Consider the following 21,148-nt stretch of genomic DNA (forward strand, 5'->3'; position numbering starts at 1 on the left):
GTCTTACCTCAACGCCTTAATGCGCGGGTCAGCCACGCGATATAACATGTCAGCCAATAAATTGCCGACGATAAGCATCAATGAAGAAAGCATGATCATCGCCATGATTAATGGGTAATCCAGGGAAGTTATCGACTGAATCCCCAACAGGCCCATGCCTGGCCAGGAGAAGACGCTTTCAGTCACATATGCGCCCACCACCAGCTCACCAAATGAGATACCAAAGAGTGTGATAACCGGCAGCAGCACGTTTTTAAGCACATGGCGGAACAGGATCGAGCGACGTGTAGCACCGTAAGCCAACTGTGTTTGCACATAATCAGCCGACAACTGCGTAATCGTGTTGGAGCGGATATAACGCACGTAATTGGAAAGATTATAAAAACTCAGTGCAATGCACGGCAAAATACCGTGACGAACAACGTCAAGCCACGAGTCTTCCATACCAATCGTTCGCATGCCCATACTCGGCAACCAGTTTAGCTGAACCGAAAACACGGTTATCAGCAAAATACCAAACCAGAAGATAGGCACTGAAATACCGATATAAGCAAACATATTCAGGAAGTGATCAAGCCAGCGGTGTTTGAAAGCGCCCGCCACTAAGCCCAGCGGGATAGCCAGCACCATAGCCAGAACCAGTGATGCCCCCATCAGACCAAGGGTTGCAGGAATGCGCTCGGCAATCATAGTTAACACCGGGCGATGGTAAATGAGTGAGTAACCCAAATCCCCTTGCAGCACATTTTTTAGCCACAACAGGTATTGCATAAACATGGGCTTATCAAGCCCCAGACTGTGCCGGATACGCTCGATATCCTCCGGGCTCATACGCGGAGTAATATAAGCCTGTACCGGGTCGCCGGGTGCCAGTTTGACCAGCAAAAACGACACCAGCGAGATGAAGAACAGCATCGGCACCAGTTGGGCCAGGCGTCGTACTAACACGTTGTTCATACTGCCTCAAAATTGACTCAAGCAATGTCGGATGACGCTACGCTTATCCGACCTACAACAAGGGCCTCTTAAACGAGACCCTTAAAGATAAAGTAATTATTGTTGATAGATCTTCGACCAATCCTGGAACATATAAACAGGTTTAGGTTCAGCCTCTTTGGTTCCGGCAAAACGTTTATCGACTGCAACAACCGCATTGGTATAGGCAATTGGGTACCATGCCATATCGTTTGCAACAGTCTGCTGAATTTGCTTATAGATTTCAGCACGTTTTGTTTTGTCAGTTTCAGTTGCGCCCTGGTTCCACAGCGCATCGAACGCAGGGTTTTTGTAGTGCGCGTAGTTATAAGCTTCGTTGCTCATGTACAAAGACTTATAGCCATCAGGTTCCATACCCATGATGTAGCCACCCAGACTCAGCTCATAAGCGGTATTTTTCATATCCAGACTACGTTGCGACATGGCATTGGCATCCAGTGGCATCAGCTCAACCGCAATACCCACGTTTTTCAGCTGTTGTTGAATATACAGCCCCATGCTTTCCTGAGTTTTATTGCTATTGATGTAGGCGAGGCGCAGTTTCAGATCCGCAGGTGCGCCCGCTTCTTTCAGCAATGCTTTCGCTTTTTCAATATCGTACTTGTAGGTTTCAACATCATTGGTTTGATACAGCGTATCTGGCGTCAGAATCGATGCGGCAGGTTGCGCATATTCCAGCGAAGAGAATGCAGCCTGAACCAGTTCATCTTTATTGATGGCATAAGCAATGGCCTGACGCAGCGCCTTGTTCTTCATACTGTCAATATTCTGGTTAAAAGTCATATATGCCAGACGCCCTTCCGGGTAGATAACGAAGTCGAATTTACCGCTGCTTTTCAGACGGTTGACATCCTGAGGGTCAATCATCTTCATATTGATTTCGCCATTTTGCAGCGCAAGATTGGCAGAGTTGCTGTCTTTAGCAAAACGATAAGTCACCGTGTCCAGCTTCGGCTTGCCGTTCCAGTAATCATCAAAGCGAGTGAGCGAGTAATACTGCCCGGCGCGATATTCTTTGAATTTGAACGGGCCTGAACCGACTGGAGCATCGTTTTTGGTGCTCTTTTCCAGATCGCCACTGTCATTAGCAAACACATGTTCGGGGATTGGGTAAATCTGTACCAGTGTGCCTACAAACGCAGCACTCACCTGCGGCAGAGTAAATTTCACTGTCAGGTCATCAATTTTGCTGACCTGAATTGGCTTATCGCCGTACACAAACATGCTGCGGAAGAAGCTGTGCTGCTTCTCATCAAGCAACTTCTTGAAAGTAAACACAACATCATCTGCGGTAATGGCCTTGCCATCTTGCCATTTCAGATTCGGTTTGAGTTTTAAGATGTATGAGAGGTTATCTTCTGATGGGGTAAGACTCTCTGCCAGAGCCCATTCAATTTTATCACCATTGAAGCTATAAAGCGGCGCGTATAGCGTCTGCATAATAGTCAGCGTGGTACGGTCGCTGGCATACAGTGGGTTCATCGCCAGAGGATCGCCAGTGGTCACGCCAACAATTAAATTGCCGCCATCCTGGGCTGCTTGTTTAGCCGGCGCAGGAGCCGCCGCAGTTTCAGTTTTTGCATTATCACAGCCAGAAAGGGCCAGGGCCAAAGAGGCAAACAGCGCAGATAACAACAGGGGTTTACGCATTTATTCACGGACTCCGTCTCAATTAGAGACCGCATAGTGCACCAGCCATACCCACAATGTAAATAAGTGTAAAACGCATAACGTTATGCGAAAAAGTGCTAAAGAAAAAATTGTGGATATAAAGAGTGATTTCGTGAGTAAAAAAGCAAATTTCAGACATAAAAAAACCTGCCGCAGCAGGTTTTTTTCAAGCAGGCAGATTAAAACATGCCAGCAGGTGGTACATCTTTAAACGTCTTGCAGTATTGCTCGAACATGCTTTTCAGGATTTTGCGCATTTTCATTGTGTGCTCCAGTTTTTTTGTTTTGCAGGTGTTGCTCGTTATGCGACTAATAATATGACATCCGTCACACAAATCAATAGTTTTGTGATTTGCATCACACATTTTCAGTGTGGATTTTACATATCCGTCACACAAAATGGCTTGCATATCCACGACTTAACTGGTTAATTGGCTCAACAATTTTTTAAAACATTATTTTAATTTTGAATTTCACTCATGACTAACTCCCCTTCTCCAGCAGCAAAGCGTGGCATTTCAGGAATGGCACTCCTGGTCGCCGGTGCTTTTTTCATGGAATTTCTCGACGGGACGGTCATTGCCACCGCGCTGCCGGAAATGGCCCGAACTTTTGGTGTCGATGCCGTTGATCTGAATATCGGTATGAGTGCCTACTTGCTGACGCTTGCGGTATTGATACCCGCCAGCGGCTGGATTGCTGACCGATTTGGCGCACGTAAAGTATTCACCCTGGCACTCGGGATCTTCACTTTCGCCTCGGTACTGTGCGGCATCGCAAACACGATTGAGCAGTTTGTCGCGATGCGCATTTTACAGGGGATCGGAGGTGCGCTGATGGTACCTGTCGGGCGGTTGGCGGTCCTACGCACAACTCCTAAACATTTACTGATCACCGCAATTGCCACCCTCACCTGGCCCGCCCTGGTTGCCCCCATTATCGGCCCGCCGCTGGGAGGATTTATCACCAGCTATGCCTCATGGCGTTGGATTTTTTATATCAATTTGCCGCTTGGGTTAATTGCCATGGCGCTGGCGTGGCGATTGATTCCCGATATTCACGATGATGACCGCCGCCCGTTTGACGGCATTGGTTTTACCGCCACTGCAGTGGCAATGATTAGCCTGGTGTACGGCCTGGAAATGCTTGGGCAATCGCAAGTTAATACGCTGCCAACCGTAAGCTTGCTGTTATTAGGTGCAGCGGCGCTGTGGTTCTCACTGTGGCACTTTAAACACGCTAAGCACCCGATGATTCGTCTTGATGCTTTAAAGGTGCAAACCTTTGGTGTGACGATGTACGGGGGCTCTTTATTTCGTACATCCATCAGCGCAGTCCCTTTTTTATTACCGTTACTATTCCAGGTCGGTTTCGGAATGGACGCCTTTCATTCGGGTTTACTGGTGTTAGCAGTCTTCGCCGGAAATCTCGCAATGAAACCTGCAACGACATCATTAATTCGCGCATTAGGTTTCAAGAAATTACTCATTATTAACGGCCTTCTGAACGTCGCCTCTCTGCTGGCTTGTGCGTTTCTTACTCCACACACCGCAGTTTGGGTGACCATAGCAATACTGTTCTTTGGCGGGATGTTCCGTTCGATGCAGTTTACGGGCATAAGCACCCTTGCCTTTTCAGATGTGCCATCTACGCAAATGAGCTACGCCAACACGCTATTTAGTACCGCAACGCAGCTTTCTGTAGGGTTGGGGATTACGCTTGGTGCGATAGGTATTCGCCTGGGGGAGAACGTCAGTCAGTGGCTGGATTTAACCGCCATCCCAGGGATTTCTATCAAGATTTCGTTTGTGATGATTACGCTTATCTGCCTGGTCGGTCTGTTTGATCTACTGCGTTTACCACACAATGCGGGTAGTAGTGTGTCGAAAAAAAACTAACCCTGTTGCTGGCCTCAATTACACTTATCTATAGGTCAGGTGTGTGAGGCCATTATGAAGCGCTTATCGATTTACTTATTGCTGATGTTGTCGTTGCCAGGGTCTCAAGCTCTTGCTGTTGAGATCCAGCCCCTTACTAACCCTTCTTTGCATAACCCTTACCCAAAAACCAGTGCCGTGCAGCAAGACTGGCCGGAGATGATGCCGGAGCAAGGGATAAACAGTAAGGCTGCCGAACATCAAAGGTGGCCGCAAGAGCCAGTTCCACATTTTAGTGGACGAATAGAAGGATGGCGCTAAAAGCGCCAGGCGTTAAAGCGGTGTTGGCACAAAAAGTACGGCCAGCAAAGGCTGGCCGTAAGCAATACTAAGAGAGATTAAGCAAGGATTTCACGTACGAATGCTTCAATCTCTTTGTTCTGGCAGTTTTCGAAGAAACATTTCTGGAAGCGTTCGCCGGTCACAGCAGTTTTCACCAGTTCACGGTCGATAGAACGCAGGGTATCCAGGTAGTTTTCTTTAACAACTGCAGCTTTAACCTGGTTGAGGATACCGGCGTTACGAACCTGCGGTTCTTTACGCTCAATTGGGTAGCCTTCGCCTTTACGGCCAGTAAATGCTTTTTCAAACATGTAACGAACGTTGAGCTCAGCACCCCAGCCGAAGCCTTTAGCGAATGCCAGTGACAATGCGTTACCGTTGTTGATTTGTGAGAATAGGAAAGCATCAGCAGGATCCAGGCAGTAGCCACAAACCACGCCCGGGTGGATGTTCAGAGACATCATTGCGCCCTGACCTGTGCCGCAACCGGTCACAACGAAATCTACAGCTTTAGAGTTCAACAGGATGCTGGCCATAATACCGAGGTGGATGTAGGTCAGGTGGTGATCCTGCTCATCGCTCATACCTACGTTGTAAACCGGATACTCTTTCTCAGCAGCAACCGCTTGCAACTCATTAAGAATGATTGCATTTTTGCCAGCCTGACTGTTTTCCATCATCAGTGCTATTTTCATTTCCGTCTCCTGATTGGGTCACGGGATTCCCCGTGGTGAATAGCTTTGGTATGCACTAACGATACTAGCTCACAAACACACTTTCAAATTTAATGAAATTTTGTTTTAAAAAATTAAGGTGCGCTCACACTTCTGCATTGGACTGAGAGTATTCCCACATTTTCAGACGGGTTTAGCGATGCGGAACATCGCCACAATATCGTTAAGCTGGTGCGCTTGTTTTTCCAGTTCCACCGATGACATTGCAGATTGATGAACCAGATTGACGTTTTGCTGCGTGACCGCATCCATCTGTCTTACTGCAACCCCCACTTGCCCAATCCCCTGGCTCTGCTCACCCGACGCATTAGCGATATCTCCCATAATATTGTTCACTTGAGTGACAGCATTAAGAATCTCGCCCATCGCTTCACCCGCTTTCTTCACCTGTTCAGAACCGGTATGGATGTTATCTACGGACTCTTTGAGCAAGGTCTCTATCTCTTTTGCCGCCACGGCACTGCGCTGTGCAAGATTACGCACTTCACTCGCCACAACGGCAAAACCGCGCCCTTGCTCACCAGCCCGTGCGGCTTCCACTGCCGCATTCAACGCCAGAATATTGGTCTGGAAGGAGATGCTGTTAATTACGGTCGTGATATCGACAATTTTATGAGAGCTACTGGTTATCGTCTCCATTGTGGTCATCACTTTTTTCACCGACTCCCCACCGTTAACTGCCGTCTTAGTAGCATTTTTTGCGAGCACACTCGCATGGCTGGCATTTTCAGCATTCAGCGTAACGGTGCTGCTCAATTGCTCCATGCTGGCAGTCGTTTCTTCTAACGCTGCGGCGAGTTGTTCAGAACGAGATGACAATTCATTATTCACTCCAGCCACTTCCGTGGCATTTCCACGGATGGTATTAGCACTGGAACGAATATTGGAAACGGCCTTTTCCCAATTCGACTGCATCTTCTGGATAGGAGAAACCATCAGACCAATGCAGTTACTGCCTAAATCAGGCAATTGTGTTTCGAGCTCACCACGGGCAAGAATATGCATATGTGCGCGAATGTTCTCGACCGGCTTTACCAGGCAAAAATAAAGATAACGTTCAGTGACAAGCGTAATGGCAATGCTTGCAAGCACGGAGGCCACGAGTAAAAAGCGAATAATACCTACCCACTTTTCTTGTTGCGCATTTAGTACCAGGCTTTGCTGTAAATCATGTAAAAACCACAGCGCAAACCCGGAAACAGCCAGCCATGCAATGGATGAGAAGATCAGTATCAGCACCACCATGACGCGGATTTTGATATTACGAATAAACTTCATGTTATGTATTTTCCTGGTGAAATAATAAAAAGCATTTCCTGCACCAGCTGTAGCCACCTCAGCTCCGTTTATTCGGTTTTTGTATGCCAATACTGAGAGTAGACCGTGCATTACCAGTATTGTCGGCACGATTCAGCCAAACTTGATGGCAGTTATGATCAAAATTTAATCACCCTACAAATGTTGGTACTGCCCATATTCAAAATCATGAAGCACTAAAATTTATGTTAGGAAAGCCCATATAACTCGACCTAATTAAAATTAAACAGCTTTATGCTGTTGGTCATTTTTCATTTTTGTGCGTGCTAAAATCATTAAAAATTCATTTGAGCATCAGCATAATGAAAACTGTTTATTTAATTTTAGCCACAGCGTTATTAGCAGGATGCACGGTGAATAAAACACCTGTGCCCGTGAAAAGTAGTGAAGTGGTGGGTGTGGTACGTCTGGGGTTTGACCTCTCGCCATTACAAACAGCAAAAGTGGATACTTATGTTGCGCAATCGGCAGCCAGTCACCAGTGCCAGCAGTGGGGTTATATCGCCGCATATCCTTACGGAGAACCAATCAAAACCTGTAGCCTGACCAGTGGATCTTTGTGCCTGAGCCAAAAAGTGACGTTTGAGTACCAGTGTCGTGGAGTGGGAATGGAGCGATATCTGAAAGATGAGAGTGTTGTTCAGTAATAGGACAATGACCTTTGCATCATTAAAATCAGGGTTAGTTGAGATTTATCTTCTGACCCACAAATAAACAGTAATAATTCTTATTTTCAGAAAGAATTAATTATAAAAGAGAAATAACATTAACAACCATTCTCATTACAATAATATAATTAACAATTCCTTTGCATTAGAGAAATAATAAAATTAAAGTAGCGACATTGTTAAATATACATTCTTGTGGAGTGCACCATGCTAAAAGCTGAAATGATCGAAAAACTTAACGAACAAATGAATCTTGAGCTTTATTCCTCTCTGCTTTATCAACAAATGAGTGCCTGGTGCAGCTACCATAGCTTTGAAGGGGCCGCCGCTTTCCTGCGTCGCCATGCTCAGGAAGAGATGGAGCATATGCAGCGCCTGTTTGCTTACCTGACTGACACGGGAAGCTTGCCACGCATTAATGCGGTCCCGGCACCAGATCATGATTACTCATCTTTAGATAACCTGTTCAACGCAACTTACGAACATGAACAGTTAATTACTCGCAAGATTAATGAATTAGCTCATGCTGCAATGACATCTCAGGACTATCCAACTTTCAACTTCCTGCAGTGGTATGTTTCTGAACAGCATGAAGAAGAGAAACTGTTCAAGTCCGTACTGGATAAATTAAGTCTGGTTGGAAAAAGCGGTGAAGGCTTGTATTTCGTCGATAAAGAACTTTCCACCCTCGATACTCAAGCGAAATAAAATATTCCCGGCATGTATATTTTGTACTTGCCGGTTCTCCTTCACTAAAATTCTTTCCCCTTCTCTTCTGTAACTCTTGAAAATCTCTTTTCTGGTAAATGCCTTACTTTGTGGCGGATATCAGGTGAGCGTCTATACTGCAAATCAGCATCTTCTTATGCCAGTTTTTTCCTAACTGCTTGCGGGTGTAACGAAATGCCCCATCGATTGTTAAGTATTATTTATAATAAAAAGCGTCATGTTCTTCCTGTTACTTGCAATAACTAATATGGACAATATGATAAAATGTTAAGCAAAAACAACAAATTAATGAGAAAGTTATTTTTCCATGAATCATGGGATATCATGATCATCAAAAACAACTCTCATTCTTTCCCGGAAAACACTCTGGATATTTTAAAGAGTGCACAAGCTAAATTACTTAAGAAAAAATATACCTTCCAGGCAGATCCTTTTATTATAGAGAAAGACAATAAACTCTATCTTTTCTACGAAGCACTGAGCTTTCTAAATTCTAAAGGCATTCTCAGATGTCGGGTTCTTGACGAGAATCTTAATGAGATTGAGGATCTCAAACTGGAGGGGTTTGATGATTTAAAGTGCCATTTATCCTTCCCATATCTTTTTTATCTTAACGATAATCTTTTTATGATTCCGGAGTCTTCAGAGAGAAAAGAGGTGATACTTTTTCAATCCACGGAGTTTCCCACTCAATGGACCAAGGTAAAAGTACTCATTTCCGATGCTGAATTTACCGATAATATATTCTTCACCTTCGAGAATTCCTGTTACCTCATTTCTACTACTATGAAAAATGAGATGGTTATTCACACTGCTGATCAAGTTCTCGGTGAATGGAAAAAAATAAACCCGCTTTTAAAACTGTGTAACCATCATCATCGGGGGGCTGGTGCTTCTTATTTTATCAATGATAAGAAATATATTCTTACTCAAGAGTGCACGCCTGAGTCTTACGGAAAATCCATTTTTATCAAAGAATTAACTAACCTCAGCCCACTGCTTTTTGAGGAAAAACTGGCAGCACACGTTACACCTGATATCAACCAAAGCGCAGGTATCCACACCTTAAACTTCTCAAGTAACCACCTTGTTTATGACACTAAAAATTGGACATTCAGCCTTTTATCTCCTTTAAAAAAGGTTTTATTTAAAGCTTGGATTAAATACCGTAAAAAATCTTTTGCCTGAATATAAGCAAGAAAAAACCGTCGACCAGTGCTACGCTTTCAATAGTTGACAGTAAATTAAGCACTTAATACCACACTAGTTTTGTAATATTTATCTGGAGATATTATGGCAATTCTTGTTACCGGTGGTGCTGGCTATATAGGCTCACATACTGTATTGGCTTTACTTGAAAGAGGTGATGACGTCGTCGTTATCGATAATCTCTCTAACTCATCTCAAAAATCTTTAGACCGGGTTGCAGAGTTAACAGGAAAACAACCCACTCTCTATGTTGCTAATATTTTAGATAAGCCTGTTTTGAAGACTATTTTTTCAAAACATATGATTACCGATGTTATTCATTTTGCTGGTTTAAAATCTGTTGGTGAATCAATTAAAAAACCACTGGAATATTATGAGAATAATGTTACTGGCACCCTGGTTTTACTCAGTGAGATGTTAAATGCAGGAGTAAAAAGCCTCATATTCAGTTCATCGGCAACGGTATATGGAAATCCCGAAAAAGTACCGTTGAGTGAGGATTGCCAAACAGGCGGTACAACCAATCCTTATGGCACCTCTAAATTAATGGTTGAGCAGATTCTGCATGATTTCTCCCTCGCGCAACCGGAATTTCGCATTACTTGCTTGCGCTATTTCAATCCAGTTGGCGCACATCAATCGGGGCGAATTGGCGAAGATCCAAACGGTATTCCAAATAATCTGGTTCCCTATCTTTCACAAGTGGCCATCGGCAAACTCGAGTGTCTATCAGTGTATGGCAATGACTACCCAACACCTGATGGCACTGGTGTTCGCGATTATATTCATGTGCTGGATTTAGCCAGTGGTCATCTGGCGGCGTTGGATCATCAAAATGAGGGTTCATCTTTTAAAGCGATCAATTTGGGTACTGGGGTGGGCTATTCCGTCATTGATCTCATTGAGGCATTTGAGAAAGCATCTCAGACAAAGATTAACTACAAGATTGTGGAACGACGCGTCGGTGATATAGCAGAGTGCTGGTCAGATTCATCTTTAGCAAAACAAAAACTGGGATGGCAGGCCACGCGAACGCTTGATGAGATGATGCGTGATACATGGAACTGGCAGAAAAATAATCCGAATGGATACAGTTCTTAATGTCTCTTTATGATGATTTTTACACTCTGAGTCTGCATTGCCAGACTCAGAGCCAATTAATTACTCAATATTTAACTTAGAAATCCGATACCAGCTATCACTACGCTTCCCTTCGTTAGCCAGATTAATCCTCGACTTCCCCGTGCTATCCAGCATTGCCACTTCAATATAATACTGCCCGTTAACCACCTTCGCAGGTATTGGCAGGTGATATGTGGTGGGTCGCACTCCTGGTAACCAGGTGCGAATATCATCACCCGTTCTCCCCTGAGTAATGACTTTATTTGACTCGTTAACCACACGCCATGTCACATCATATTTCAAGTAAATAGGTGCGATTCCGTCATTAGCCCACTGGCTATTAAGCGCCAGGATACCGCCTTTTACGACAGTAGAATCATGGCTCAATGAGACTAAACGAAAGCGATAACCAAGCCTGATCAGCGCCCGGTCGACAATGCCACGATACTCTTTTGGCACTGCCCGTGACTTCAAATTAATCGTGCTGGCATGTTGTGCGATGGCCCAGTCAAATGTGCGTTGTACTTCGGCAAGCGTGTAGTGTTGCTCGGTTTTCCACTCTGGCATGTACCCACAGATTTCAAAACTCACAGGCGCTCGTTTCCAGGCATCATTAAAACCGGAATACGCAGCTTCGGCTGCCTCTAAGCGCTGCGGATAATCATCTTCCATCAGATTCCAGGTCGCCGAAAAGTTACGCCAGTCGCCCAAACAGTCGGCCCGCCAACCTGCGCCTTGCTTCACGGCGCTGGACAGGTTATCGCCACCGGCAATCAGCATAATTTTCGGTGTTTTTGGAAACGAGACAAAATGCATTCTGACGTACTGTTCTAATTGCGCTGGCGTGTAGCGTTTATCAAGCGGTTCAAGCGAGGGAAAATTGCTGTTGTGCCACTCTCCCCACGACCCCACCATGCCAATATCAAGGTATGCCAGGTTTTCATTTCCGTCGTAACGCTTGCCGAAAGCGTTGAGCAGACGCTGGCTGTATTGCAAAAATATTGGGTCATCGAGATTGGGGGCAAAAGTTTTTCCGTCTGCTGTCCAGACACCCTTCACTTTTTTAATTAACCAGTCAGGGATTTTAGAACCGCTTTCAGGGCCATCAAGTGCCATAAAGCGCAGCCCAACGTTCATCGCGGGCGTGTGCATCGCCGCGAATTTAAAAGCCTCATCAACCAGCGCGTAGTTAAATTGCCCTTCAACCGGTTCAAGCTCGCTCCAGTAGAAGCGCTCATATTCAATGCCGGGATTCGGGTAGTCGGCCTCAGTGTGTTGTTCGCCATAACCCTGGTGAAAACTGGCGATGCCCATGCCGGGGTTGGTGAGCGGGCCTGAAAGCGCCTTTGGTGTAACGACTGTCATTGATGCAGCCAGTACGGCACCCGGAACAAACATGCACATCAACGCTATAAAAGTTTTAATATTCATGAGACTCCGTTATCCGTAGACGGTAAATGACCCAAAAGCTACTTGTTCCTCAGACTGAGCCACCAGTCCCATATCCCAACATGGAAATCATGAATGAGATCAATACCTACTGCAGACTTAATCATATATAGCGTGAGTAGCACGCAGAGCGTTGCGAACAGCAAGCCTGAAAGGATCAGAATCGTCACGACGATGCGCACCAGTGTCGATTCTTTACGTAATCGCTTACGGAAATCTCTACCCAACAAAAAGACCAGATAATAGCGTGTGCCAAAAAATGGGAAGCTCTTGCGGATATCGATACGGTGATGTGAAGACAACGTGACTGAAATAATCGCATCTTCTATGTCCTGCTTTTGTTCAGCAGTCAGTTGTGCCTGTGTTTGCTCATCAAGCACTTCATAAAAATGATCAAGAACGAGTGGGCGTCTGGTTGAATTACTCAATTTTAACCTATTGATTTATTTATTAAATGGTAGACACTTGTTGTTTTTCTGGCAATTTCAAGCCAGTCATAATTTCGTAAAAAATCACTGTAATCAATCTCACCCAGTACCACTCTGGCCTTAATTTTTTCGGCTAAATCAGCAACATCGCCAACTTTAAAATAGGCCTCGGCTGGCAACCCTACTTCCAGATTTGCCGGAATATCGCTGACTACAGAAGGCAGTGAATACGACATTGCTTCCAGCAATGCTATTGGCAACCCTTCGTGATACGAAGGCATTATAAATAGCTTAGCCTGAGAAAAGACCGCCTTCAGTGCATCACCTTTTAAGAAACCAGTCAAAATAACGTTCGGTGTTTTTATCGCTAATTGCTTCAGACGCATACTGTAGTCAGAAGGATGATCCGCATCACCAACCAATACTAATGTCTCTGAGATGCCTGACTGCTGGTAGGCAACAATTAAATCATGTAACCCTTTTTCTTCCACAAAACGCCCTACCGCCACAAGATAGTTCTTAGGTTTTAGTGCGTAACGACCCAGTGTTTTGCTTATGGTTTCTACTGCCAGTGATTCCGGATTATTAACTCCGTTGTAGATTAAATGTGCATCCATACGCCGGTGTTTTTTTTGAATCAGCTGATTAATCACCTCAGAAATAACAATGACTTCATTGGCATAATTAACGGCAAGTTTTTCACCAATCAGTAAAGCCTGCTTCGCAATATATCCCCATTTCTGACGCTCATAATCAGGGCCATGATGAGTAAATACCACTTTCTTCCCCAGCAAACGCAGTAATGGCACGACAAGCCCCGGGCCAATGGCATGAACATGAACTATTGATGATTTATCAAACACGGTGCTAAATGCGGCTAAAACTGAATGGGCAATGGCCTCTAAAGCGCGTTTTTTCGGTGCCCACAGTGCGCGGGTTTCGATATTTTTGTACTGCGAATGACGATAATCGACGTAAGGAGCACGAGCGATAACACAAATATCGACATCAAATTGTTGTTTGATTGCGGGATAGAGATTTTGGCAATGCGTTTCCACCCCACCGAGTACATCAGGAATTCCACGAGTGCCCAGAACCGTAATTTTTCTGGTCATATTATGGCTTGCTTAGCAGTTCTTGATACAAATTCAGTAATGCCTGAACATGATCGCGCATTGCATATTTACCGCAAAGTCGATCATGGGCATTTAGCCCCATCCGCTGGGCTTTTTCTGGATTGATGGCTAAATCATCAAGTATATCGGCAAGCTGTTGTGCGTTTCCTGGTTCGAATAAGGCCCCATCAATACCATCACGGATTTGTTCAGGTATTCCACCAATGCGTGAACCAACAATTGGCCGAGCAAAAGACATTGCTTCGAGCACGGACATTGAGCAATTTTCATTACATTCCGAAGGCACAATAACCGTACGCGCGTGCTTTATAAGATTATCTAATTCTTCACCCTGGTGTACAAAACCAAGAAACTCAGCATCGGGATACTTCTCAATCAATTCATTGTAGATAGGACCATGACCAACAATTTTTAGTGGTATTTTATTACGCATCATCTGATGCGCTTTAGCTAAGGTTTCAATCCCTTTTTCAGGACTAATGCGTCCTACAAAAAGCAAGTAGCCTCTATCTTCAATATTATCAAATGGTTGGCTGTCATCAATGCCATTAACAATCACATCAATACGCGAGTTGGGTAATGTATGCTTTATTACCCCCCGCAAAAACTCACTAGGCGAGATAATAACGTCAATAGCCTGATAATTTTTTGCAATATATTGCCAGGTTGCTTCTAAAGAAAGTAATAAGCTCTTAAATGCCGAGCCTTCATAGCAACGATATTTGAAAGCGTTATAGACGGCACCGTTGATACACGCATCACACACTTTGCCATCTCGCAACATCGCGTATGAAGGGCACGCAATTTTGTAGTCGTGTGCAGTTAACACTGTTTTACAACCAAAATCCCGGGCAACCTTTATAATTGCAGGCGTTAGCTGATGATAGATATTATGAAAATGTACAATATCCGGGCGTTCTTTCTCCAGTAACGCTTTCATTTTCTTGCATGCTTCAGCGTTATGAATAAAATTCACCGCTGTTTTAACCCCACCTAATAAGTTACTGCTTTTGTGATAATCAACATTACTGACAAAGTATTCTGCATAATCTGATGGAAAATTCTTCTCATGTTGCATAGAGAAATCAATAACTTCGACACCAGCTTGCTTCAACATATCGCGCTCTTGAAAATAAACTGTTTCCGCGCCGCCTTTGATGTAGAAAAATTTATTTACCAGTAATATTTTCATCATGGCCGCCTATTCATGGATAACTTTGCTGTCGGGTGGAACCATAGGATCTCGCACTGGGTGAGTCAGCCCTTTGACTAATCCAGCAGAGAGCACAGCTAAATTTACAACACTATGCAACCCGTTAATTAACGAACGGTTTTTAATCGCTTTCAGGATAATAAATGCAAGCAATGGCAATAGCGCTATACCTATAATCTCAGCATTAAATGTCAATATCGAAATTAGCAGCGCAAACATATAAATAGAAAAAATAATCTCGTTTTTGACCATTTTGAGAACATCACGGAGATAGGGTTTCCCCCAGGCGCTGCGTAATAACTCCCCTGTTGCCTGGTTGTAGCCACTGCGCCAGCGATACATTAATAATTTAAATGTCGGCATATTATGCGAGGTATGGCTGAAATAAGGGACGTCAAGGCGATGTAACTTATAACCGGCATGCAATAAACGCATCCCAAGCTCAGCCTCTTCAAAGGCATGGAGATTACGGTTGGTAAGATAACCAATTTTCTCAATTGCCACGCGACGATATAAGCCTCCACCACCTAAATGATCGCAATCACCTAACGGATATATTTCATGCAGTCGTTGCTTGCGTGACTTAAACTCATAATTTGCAGCGTCATCCATTTCAACGGTACCCGCAACGCCCGCATATTCTGGGTGTGTCTCAAGAAATGTCAACGCGCTATCAATAAACTCTTTTTCCAGTTCCATATCGCCATCCATTAACAGCAGATATTCACCCTCGCTATACAGATAACCTAGCTGATGCCCAACTCCACAGCAACGATCCACAGGCTGCGTTAAAGAGACCACGGTCACGCCTTTAGCGCTCGCTAATTGTTGAGTGTTATCGGTCGATAAACTATCAGCCACAATGATCTTATGCGGGTAAGCAGCAATCTGCTGTTGAATACTATCGATAGTTTTCTCGATACATTTAGCTTCGTTGAGGGTTTTAATACTTACTGTAATAAACGGTTTATTAACCATATTATTGCTCCGCATAACGACAAACGGATCGACGAATGACCAGACTCGAACCTAGTGATAGATAAAAAATAAATTGCAGCATCGGGGTAATGGTGAGTATTTGGCTATAGGGTAGACTCAGTAAACAGCTAATAGCAAAGACACTAAAAGCAGGTGAGAAACTCAATAATTGGAGGTCCTGTTGATCTAATGTCTCGCGTTCTAATAAGGGCTTGGGTTGCACGATTTTTAGTGTATAAATAATTAGGCCAATAAATAGCACTGTACCTACTGCACCCACTTCCCAAAGCAACATACTCAAAGAGGTTGAATCCAGAATTAAGTTATAGGTGAGGTTTAAAAATCCTGGTGAGACAATACTGCCGCTGTTTGTCGCATTCAAACCATAGCCAAATAACGTGCCTGAAAGCCCCCAAAGATCGTTATTTCTAAGCCAGAAAGTTAGTGTAGTAAAGCGACCAATCTCCCCTGATGGTAGAATATAATTGGGGTCAAAAATATAATCTAACGAAGACAGGAAGATACTCAATGAACTTTCTGTTGGGTCACTACCAAATGCGGATGAATAACCAGCAGCCAGGATAATTATCGCAAACGTAATCAATAGAGCCATGCCGGAAAAAATCAGCAGCAATGCTTTAAGATTAATTTTACTCATACCTTTAACGTAGCTTGGCATTAGCCAAACCCAGCACATGAGTATTGGCGATAATAAGATAACAAATTTTACTTCGCCAACGATACATAAACCAAAGCCTAATATGATATGCAGCGCCATTGATTTAAATGTCGTTAGCCCGTGCTTAAATTCAGAGATTTTCAACAACATAATCAGCAAGCAAAACAGCCCCATGGCCGCAGTATTGCCGCCACCCATCGGGTTACCGCCGAAGGTTCCAACCACTGAATCCCATTTATCTTCCTCGCCATACGCGGCCACACGCTGAGGAACCACAAACAATAATTGGTAAAGGACCATCGGGAATTGTGCGTAAAATACCCAATATAAAGTTTTGGTTACCCGATAGACCTGCGATTCACGGCAGAATCCCAATAACAGACAAAACATGATTAGCGAAAGTGCAATTTCATTTTTAAACCCGACAATCGCATCCGTTACCCCTTCCTGCAAAATTGTCGAGACTCCTGCCATGACCAGAAAGATGAGATACAACGCGAGCACGATTGTTTCTTGCTTATCAAGCTGTAATGTTTCATAGCGAGTTTGCATGACCAATAGGCTAAACATTAGCAATGTCAGGAAAAACGGGATCCAAAGCACCGCTAAAACGCCGGTGAAATATTGAACCACCCCACAAAATACAAGGGTAATTAAAGAGTAGGTCTGTAAATAGTGCCCTGTATTGAGATTCATAATACAACCGGTCTGTCTTTTAGAAGATTGGCGCGTTTATTAACCTTCAGATAAATAAACGCATAGCGGACGAATGTTAGTACTGAGAACAAGATGATTGATGTGGCATAGTTATTATAAAAATAAGGTACTATTACAAATGAAATCAACACGATAGCCAATTGTTCAAATTGAATGCGTAAAAAGTAACGGTGAGAGCCAAAAATAAGCTCAATCACTGTCAGCGGGCAGATCGCCAAAGCAGGGAATAAATAAGGCAACATATATCGCGAGGTCGGAATTGAGTTAATCCAATCTTCACTAAAACCAAGATGCATAACTATTGGATAGAAGATAAACACCCCTAGTGTACAAATAACCCCTAATACCAGCAGTAGCAAACGTACTTTTTTGTACTCGTCATAATTGAAAGTGTTATGTCTAAAATCGATAGACCATTTTGAAAAAATAGCGTTGCGAACTGCATTTCCGATGATCACCACCGGAGCAAGGCAGAAACGGCTGACAATAGAAAAATAGCCTGCTGTCAATGCTGAGAACCAAAAGTTAATCAGCATAATGGGTAAATTACCGTTCGCCATTGCCAGCACTTCAGCGCTACCTACTTTGGTGATGTGATGAACGTGTTTATAAAAGAACGCCAGATTATTTTTCGGACTTAAATGTTGTAATGTCACCGAGCGCATATCAAATGCGCAAAGAATGCAGCCAACTGTTAAAAACATCATAGAACCTGCCCATGCCCAATAAAACGCCTGGACATGGGTGGTGAGCATGACAGAAAGCACCACCACCACGGAAACAGATATTCTCTGAAAGACCAGAAAGCCAAAATTAGCCGTACGTAACGATAAGTTTTCCGATATCAACACCCACGTATTAGAAAGCGTGAGTAGATAAAGGAAGAAAATATTCTGGTCAAATAACCAGGCAGTTAGCAAAGCATACGGCAGAGCAGTAATTAAACTTTGCAGTAAACAAAATACGACATTTTGAGCTAACTCATCATCTTGCTGCTTCGGAATCAAAAGGTGCGAAGCAAATGTGCATACCTGGGCACCAATCAACGCAATACTGTAATTAAGCGCGTAAAGCCCTACTTCTGCTAAGTTATATTTGTGAGAAATCAACCAAATAGAGAGCGCACCAATCAGTTGCGAAATGACTGATGAACCTGCAATCGTAGACGCGCTCTTCAGTAAACTCATACCCGGCCTGTGCCATTAATCAGTTCGTTAGTTTGCAGGTTGAGTGAACGTAATCCCTCTTTTGTCTCCAGATTTTTATCAAAAACTTGATTGATGACTACGCCGATAACAATAGACTGATTGGCTTCAATTTTATCCAACGCATGGATAATGTGATCGGCCGGGGCTGCACCTGCTTTTAATACGAATATCAGGCCATCTGTAACCCGACTAATTAACTGGCTATCCTGGCTCTGATTCACCGCCGCTGCATCAATAATAATTCGCTGATACTTACTGCGTAGCTCACGCATTAAGTGCTCAAGATTTTCTGATGACAGCATGAGTAATGAAGAAACCGTCGCATTACCCCGTGCCAGGAAATCAAGATTGTCATTCACTTTAACAATCAGATTTTCGGAGGTCACTTCACCACGAAGCAACTCCGCAACACCTTGCGCGGAAGGCTTAGCAAGCTCGCTCGACAAACCCTCTTTATTGTAAAAATCCAGGTCGATAAGCAACGTTTTTTGATCGAAGCTAAATGAATTCGCCAACAGATTTGCCAGCAATGTACGCCCATCTCCATGGTCCGCTGATGTCACAGCAATCGTCTGAAGCTGCCGATTATCCAGCATAATATGCGTGCGGATACTGTGAATAATGTCGGCGTTTTGTGGGTTATTGGAGATAACATCACGGATTTGCGCACGACTCGCGAGCCCCTTATAGCGGCGAATCTCACCGAGCGGTTCGAGGTTCAAACGCTTCTTCACCTGGCTCAAGTTGTTAATCGTGCTGTCCATCGCGGCTTTCACGATGAAGTACATGATGCAAAATGCCAACGCTAACAAGACCACCATAATAAACAGCAGCGATTTATTAGGCTTGGATGGGCGTTCAGCCGGCACTGCCGGGTCATACAATACAGCATCTGCCTCAGCATAATTAGTTGAAAGCGATTGTTCCTGAGTACGCTGATAGAGCGTTTTGTATGACTCTTCTGTTTTATCCAGCGCCAGTTTCAAACTGTTATAACCATCGCGCTTGTTAGCCAGTTTCTGGAATATTTCTTTTTGCTGATCTAACTGTTTCTGGTAGTTATTTTCATCTGCCAGTGCAGCTTGATATTGCTGACGCAATCCCGTTTCAAGCTCTCCCAACACATTAAAGGTTTGATCCTCAATCGCCTGCACCTGAGCCTGCGCTTCCTGGATTTTGGCATGCTTAGGGCCATAGGATTTACGCAATTCATACAGCGAACGTTTTGCCTGGATTAGTGCAATACGTAAGTCCTGAATCTGTGCATGGTCCGAAATTACCGGGAGAGAAATGACATTTTCGAGAGATTGCCCTGCACCTCTACGAACTTCGTTGTACAGCGATTCTGCAGCCACCCGGCGCTGAGTCGCGTCGGCAAGACGGTTAGTCACAATACCTAACTGCTCTGTTTCAAAACCATCTACACCACGGAAGGTCAACAACCCTTCTTTATTAAGGTATGCATCAATTGCCTGCTTTTGTACGGCGATTTGTTTCTGCAACTCGTCCATTTTCTGCAGATTGCTTTCTCGAGCTTTCTGCGTATTGATACGCTTTTGCTCAGCCGTATAGTTGATAAACGCCTGCGCAACACCGTTAGCTACCTCTGCTGCCATTTCTGGGGAAGGTGACTCATAGGAAATAGATGCCAGGTGTGTCGTGCGAATACTGGTGATAGTGAGATTCTTCAGCATGTTTTTCAGCGCATTATCAATGCGTTGCTGCTGATTTTTGGGAGTATTGGCATCTTTGCTGTCTGATTTAACGCCATTGAAATCTGGATTTTCATCCAATTTCAAATTTCGAACGGCCTGGGCAAGCACAATACGTGACTGCATTAACGCGTATTGCGTTTCGTAGTAGCCGTTACGTGTCGAATCATAGCCATCGACTTGCGGGAACGGTGAGACATTATCAGGCTGTGCCTTAATAAGCACGGTTGCCGTTGAGACATACTTCGATGTCATCATGTTGATAAGTGGCCAGGCAATTGCTCCAGCAATCACAGCGCCGAGGAGGATTTTCCAACTGTTTCTTTTAATTTCCCTGGCAAACCTGGAGAAATCGATAGAGCTTTCTCGTTTCTTGCCATTTTCCACTATTGATAGTTTCATAGTCAGAAGAAGCCCATGCCAATAATCACGATATCACCAGGGTGAACGGAATGTCTTACGTCCACGTTCTCAAGCAACTGATTTGTGCCAGCTAAGCGAATATTGATATCTTTGCGATCGGCTCTGTCTGTAAAGCCGCCAGCCTGCGCAATCGATTTTTCAACTGTGAGCCCAGGTTCATAGGAAAATCCATTCGGATTCCTTACCTCACCTGATACATAGTATTTACGGAACTCAGCAATATTCACCGTCACCATTGGATTTTGCAGGTAATCTCCACGCAGACGATTAGTTAACTCTGCACTCACCTGTTCTGGAGTTTTGCCTTTTAGTGTGAGCTGCCCAATATAAGGGAAAGTAATAGTTCCGCTTTTATCGAGTATAAATTTCATTGTTAGGTCAGGTTCGCCGTACACATTAATATTAACGGCATCACCTGCATCAAGCAGATAACCTTTTGATTCAGCTTCAGGATTATCCATTAGCGGTGGTTTAGTTGCAGAACATCCTGCCAGAAGCACACTGAAAAATAAAAATATCCATAGTTTCATTATTTTCATT

At 44.0% G+C, this 21,148-nt stretch carries 20 protein-coding genes; 6 read left to right on the plus strand and 14 right to left on the minus strand.

Features of this window, described 5'->3' with window-relative positions; all coding sequences use genetic code 11:
- Positions 1-3 precede the first annotated feature (3 nt).
- The 3 genes from M979_RS08830 to azuC all read right to left on the minus strand — a co-directional run bounded on the left by M979_RS08830 (position 4) and on the right by azuC (position 2,930).
- On the minus strand, positions 4-957 hold the full coding sequence (locus M979_RS08830) for an ABC transporter permease (protein ID WP_064554498.1): 954 nt from the start codon (positions 955-957) through the stop codon (positions 4-6).
- 96 nt (positions 958-1,053) lie between these two features.
- Positions 1,054-2,646: an ABC transporter substrate-binding protein gene (locus M979_RS08835; RefSeq protein ID WP_064554499.1), complete on the minus strand. Its 1,593-nt coding sequence runs from the start codon at positions 2,644-2,646 to the stop codon at positions 1,054-1,056.
- 200 nt (positions 2,647-2,846) lie between these two features.
- Positions 2,847-2,930: a stress response protein AzuC gene (azuC, locus tag M979_RS23290; RefSeq protein ID WP_115628089.1), complete on the minus strand. Its 84-nt coding sequence runs from the start codon at positions 2,928-2,930 to the stop codon at positions 2,847-2,849.
- A 216-nt stretch (positions 2,931-3,146) separates the two neighbouring features.
- Between azuC and M979_RS08840 the strand changes: the two genes are divergently transcribed.
- Positions 3,147-4,565 (plus strand): MFS transporter, encoded by a 1,419-nt coding sequence (locus M979_RS08840; protein ID WP_064554500.1) that lies wholly within the window; start codon positions 3,147-3,149, stop codon positions 4,563-4,565.
- A gap of 54 nt (positions 4,566-4,619) precedes the next feature.
- Positions 4,620-4,865: a hypothetical protein gene (locus M979_RS08845; RefSeq protein ID WP_034455055.1), complete on the plus strand. Its 246-nt coding sequence runs from the start codon at positions 4,620-4,622 to the stop codon at positions 4,863-4,865.
- 77 nt (positions 4,866-4,942) lie between these two features.
- Here M979_RS08845 and M979_RS08850 read toward each other — a convergent pair whose 3' ends face one another.
- Both M979_RS08850 and M979_RS08855 read right to left on the minus strand, forming a co-directional pair.
- A complete protein-coding gene (locus M979_RS08850) occupies positions 4,943-5,581 on the minus strand; it encodes an RpiB/LacA/LacB family sugar-phosphate isomerase (protein ID WP_034455054.1) in 639 nt (212 codons plus the stop codon).
- Between the two features lie 162 nt (positions 5,582-5,743).
- Positions 5,744-6,898 carry a methyl-accepting chemotaxis protein gene (locus tag M979_RS08855; protein ID WP_064554501.1) on the minus strand — a complete coding sequence of 385 codons (1,155 nt, stop codon included), beginning with the start codon at positions 6,896-6,898 and terminating at the stop codon, positions 5,744-5,746.
- 392 nt (positions 6,899-7,290) lie between these two features.
- Here M979_RS08855 and yecR point away from each other — a divergent pair, with 392 nt between their 5' ends.
- The 4 genes from yecR to galE all read left to right on the plus strand — a co-directional run bounded on the left by yecR (position 7,291) and on the right by galE (position 10,644).
- A complete protein-coding gene (gene yecR / locus M979_RS08860) occupies positions 7,291-7,584 on the plus strand; it encodes a YecR family lipoprotein (RefSeq protein WP_342446859.1) in 294 nt (97 codons plus the stop codon).
- 228 nt (positions 7,585-7,812) lie between these two features.
- Complete coding sequence (gene ftnA, locus M979_RS08865) at positions 7,813-8,313, plus strand: non-heme ferritin (protein WP_064554503.1); 501 nt, start codon at positions 7,813-7,815, stop codon at positions 8,311-8,313.
- Positions 8,314-8,598: 285 nt separating this feature from the next.
- On the plus strand, positions 8,599-9,522 hold the full coding sequence (locus M979_RS08870) for a glucosamine inositolphosphorylceramide transferase family protein (protein ID WP_064554504.1): 924 nt from the start codon (positions 8,599-8,601) through the stop codon (positions 9,520-9,522).
- Between the two features lie 105 nt (positions 9,523-9,627).
- Positions 9,628-10,644, plus strand: coding sequence for a UDP-glucose 4-epimerase GalE (gene galE / locus M979_RS08875; RefSeq protein WP_064554505.1), 1,017 nt, complete (start codon positions 9,628-9,630; stop codon positions 10,642-10,644).
- Between the two features lie 60 nt (positions 10,645-10,704).
- Here the strand turns inward: galE and M979_RS08880 are convergent, their stop codons facing one another.
- The 9 genes from M979_RS08880 to M979_RS08920 are packed head-to-tail and all read right to left on the minus strand — an operon-like array spanning position 10,705 to position 21,147.
- Positions 10,705-12,096, minus strand: a complete 1,392-nt coding sequence (locus M979_RS08880; RefSeq protein ID WP_064554506.1) for a DUF4832 domain-containing protein — start codon at positions 12,094-12,096, stop codon at positions 10,705-10,707.
- Between the two features lie 38 nt (positions 12,097-12,134).
- Positions 12,135-12,542, minus strand: coding sequence for a hypothetical protein (locus M979_RS08885; protein ID WP_034455047.1), 408 nt, complete (start codon positions 12,540-12,542; stop codon positions 12,135-12,137).
- Positions 12,543-12,544: 2 nt separating this feature from the next.
- Entirely contained in the window at positions 12,545-13,657 is a 1,113-nt protein-coding gene (locus M979_RS08890; RefSeq protein ID WP_064554507.1) for a glycosyltransferase family 4 protein, read from the minus strand.
- A gap of 1 nt (position 13,658) precedes the next feature.
- Positions 13,659-14,870 carry a glycosyltransferase family 4 protein gene (locus tag M979_RS08895; RefSeq protein WP_064554509.1) on the minus strand — a complete coding sequence of 404 codons (1,212 nt, stop codon included), beginning with the start codon at positions 14,868-14,870 and terminating at the stop codon, positions 13,659-13,661.
- 9 nt (positions 14,871-14,879) lie between these two features.
- Positions 14,880-15,869, minus strand: coding sequence for a glycosyltransferase family 2 protein (locus tag M979_RS08900; RefSeq protein WP_064554511.1), 990 nt, complete (start codon positions 15,867-15,869; stop codon positions 14,880-14,882).
- Position 15,870: 1 nt separating this feature from the next.
- On the minus strand, positions 15,871-17,244 hold the full coding sequence (locus tag M979_RS08905; protein ID WP_064554513.1) for a hypothetical protein: 1,374 nt from the start codon (positions 17,242-17,244) through the stop codon (positions 15,871-15,873).
- Positions 17,241-18,452 carry a lipopolysaccharide biosynthesis protein gene (locus tag M979_RS08910; protein ID WP_064554516.1) on the minus strand — a complete coding sequence of 404 codons (1,212 nt, stop codon included), beginning with the start codon at positions 18,450-18,452 and terminating at the stop codon, positions 17,241-17,243. The genes M979_RS08905 and M979_RS08910 overlap by 4 nt, the downstream gene beginning before the upstream one ends.
- Positions 18,449-20,587 carry a GumC family protein gene (locus tag M979_RS08915; RefSeq protein WP_064554520.1) on the minus strand — a complete coding sequence of 713 codons (2,139 nt, stop codon included), beginning with the start codon at positions 20,585-20,587 and terminating at the stop codon, positions 18,449-18,451. Before M979_RS08915 ends, M979_RS08910 begins: the two co-directional genes overlap by 4 nt.
- 2 nt (positions 20,588-20,589) lie before the next feature.
- Entirely contained in the window at positions 20,590-21,147 is a 558-nt protein-coding gene (locus M979_RS08920; RefSeq protein WP_034455041.1) for a polysaccharide biosynthesis/export family protein, read from the minus strand.
- Position 21,148: the final 1 nt, after the last annotated feature.

Origin of the sequence: Buttiauxella noackiae ATCC 51607 (genome assembly GCF_001654865.1) — a bacterium.
GTDB lineage: Bacteria > Pseudomonadota > Gammaproteobacteria > Enterobacterales > Enterobacteriaceae > Buttiauxella > Buttiauxella noackiae.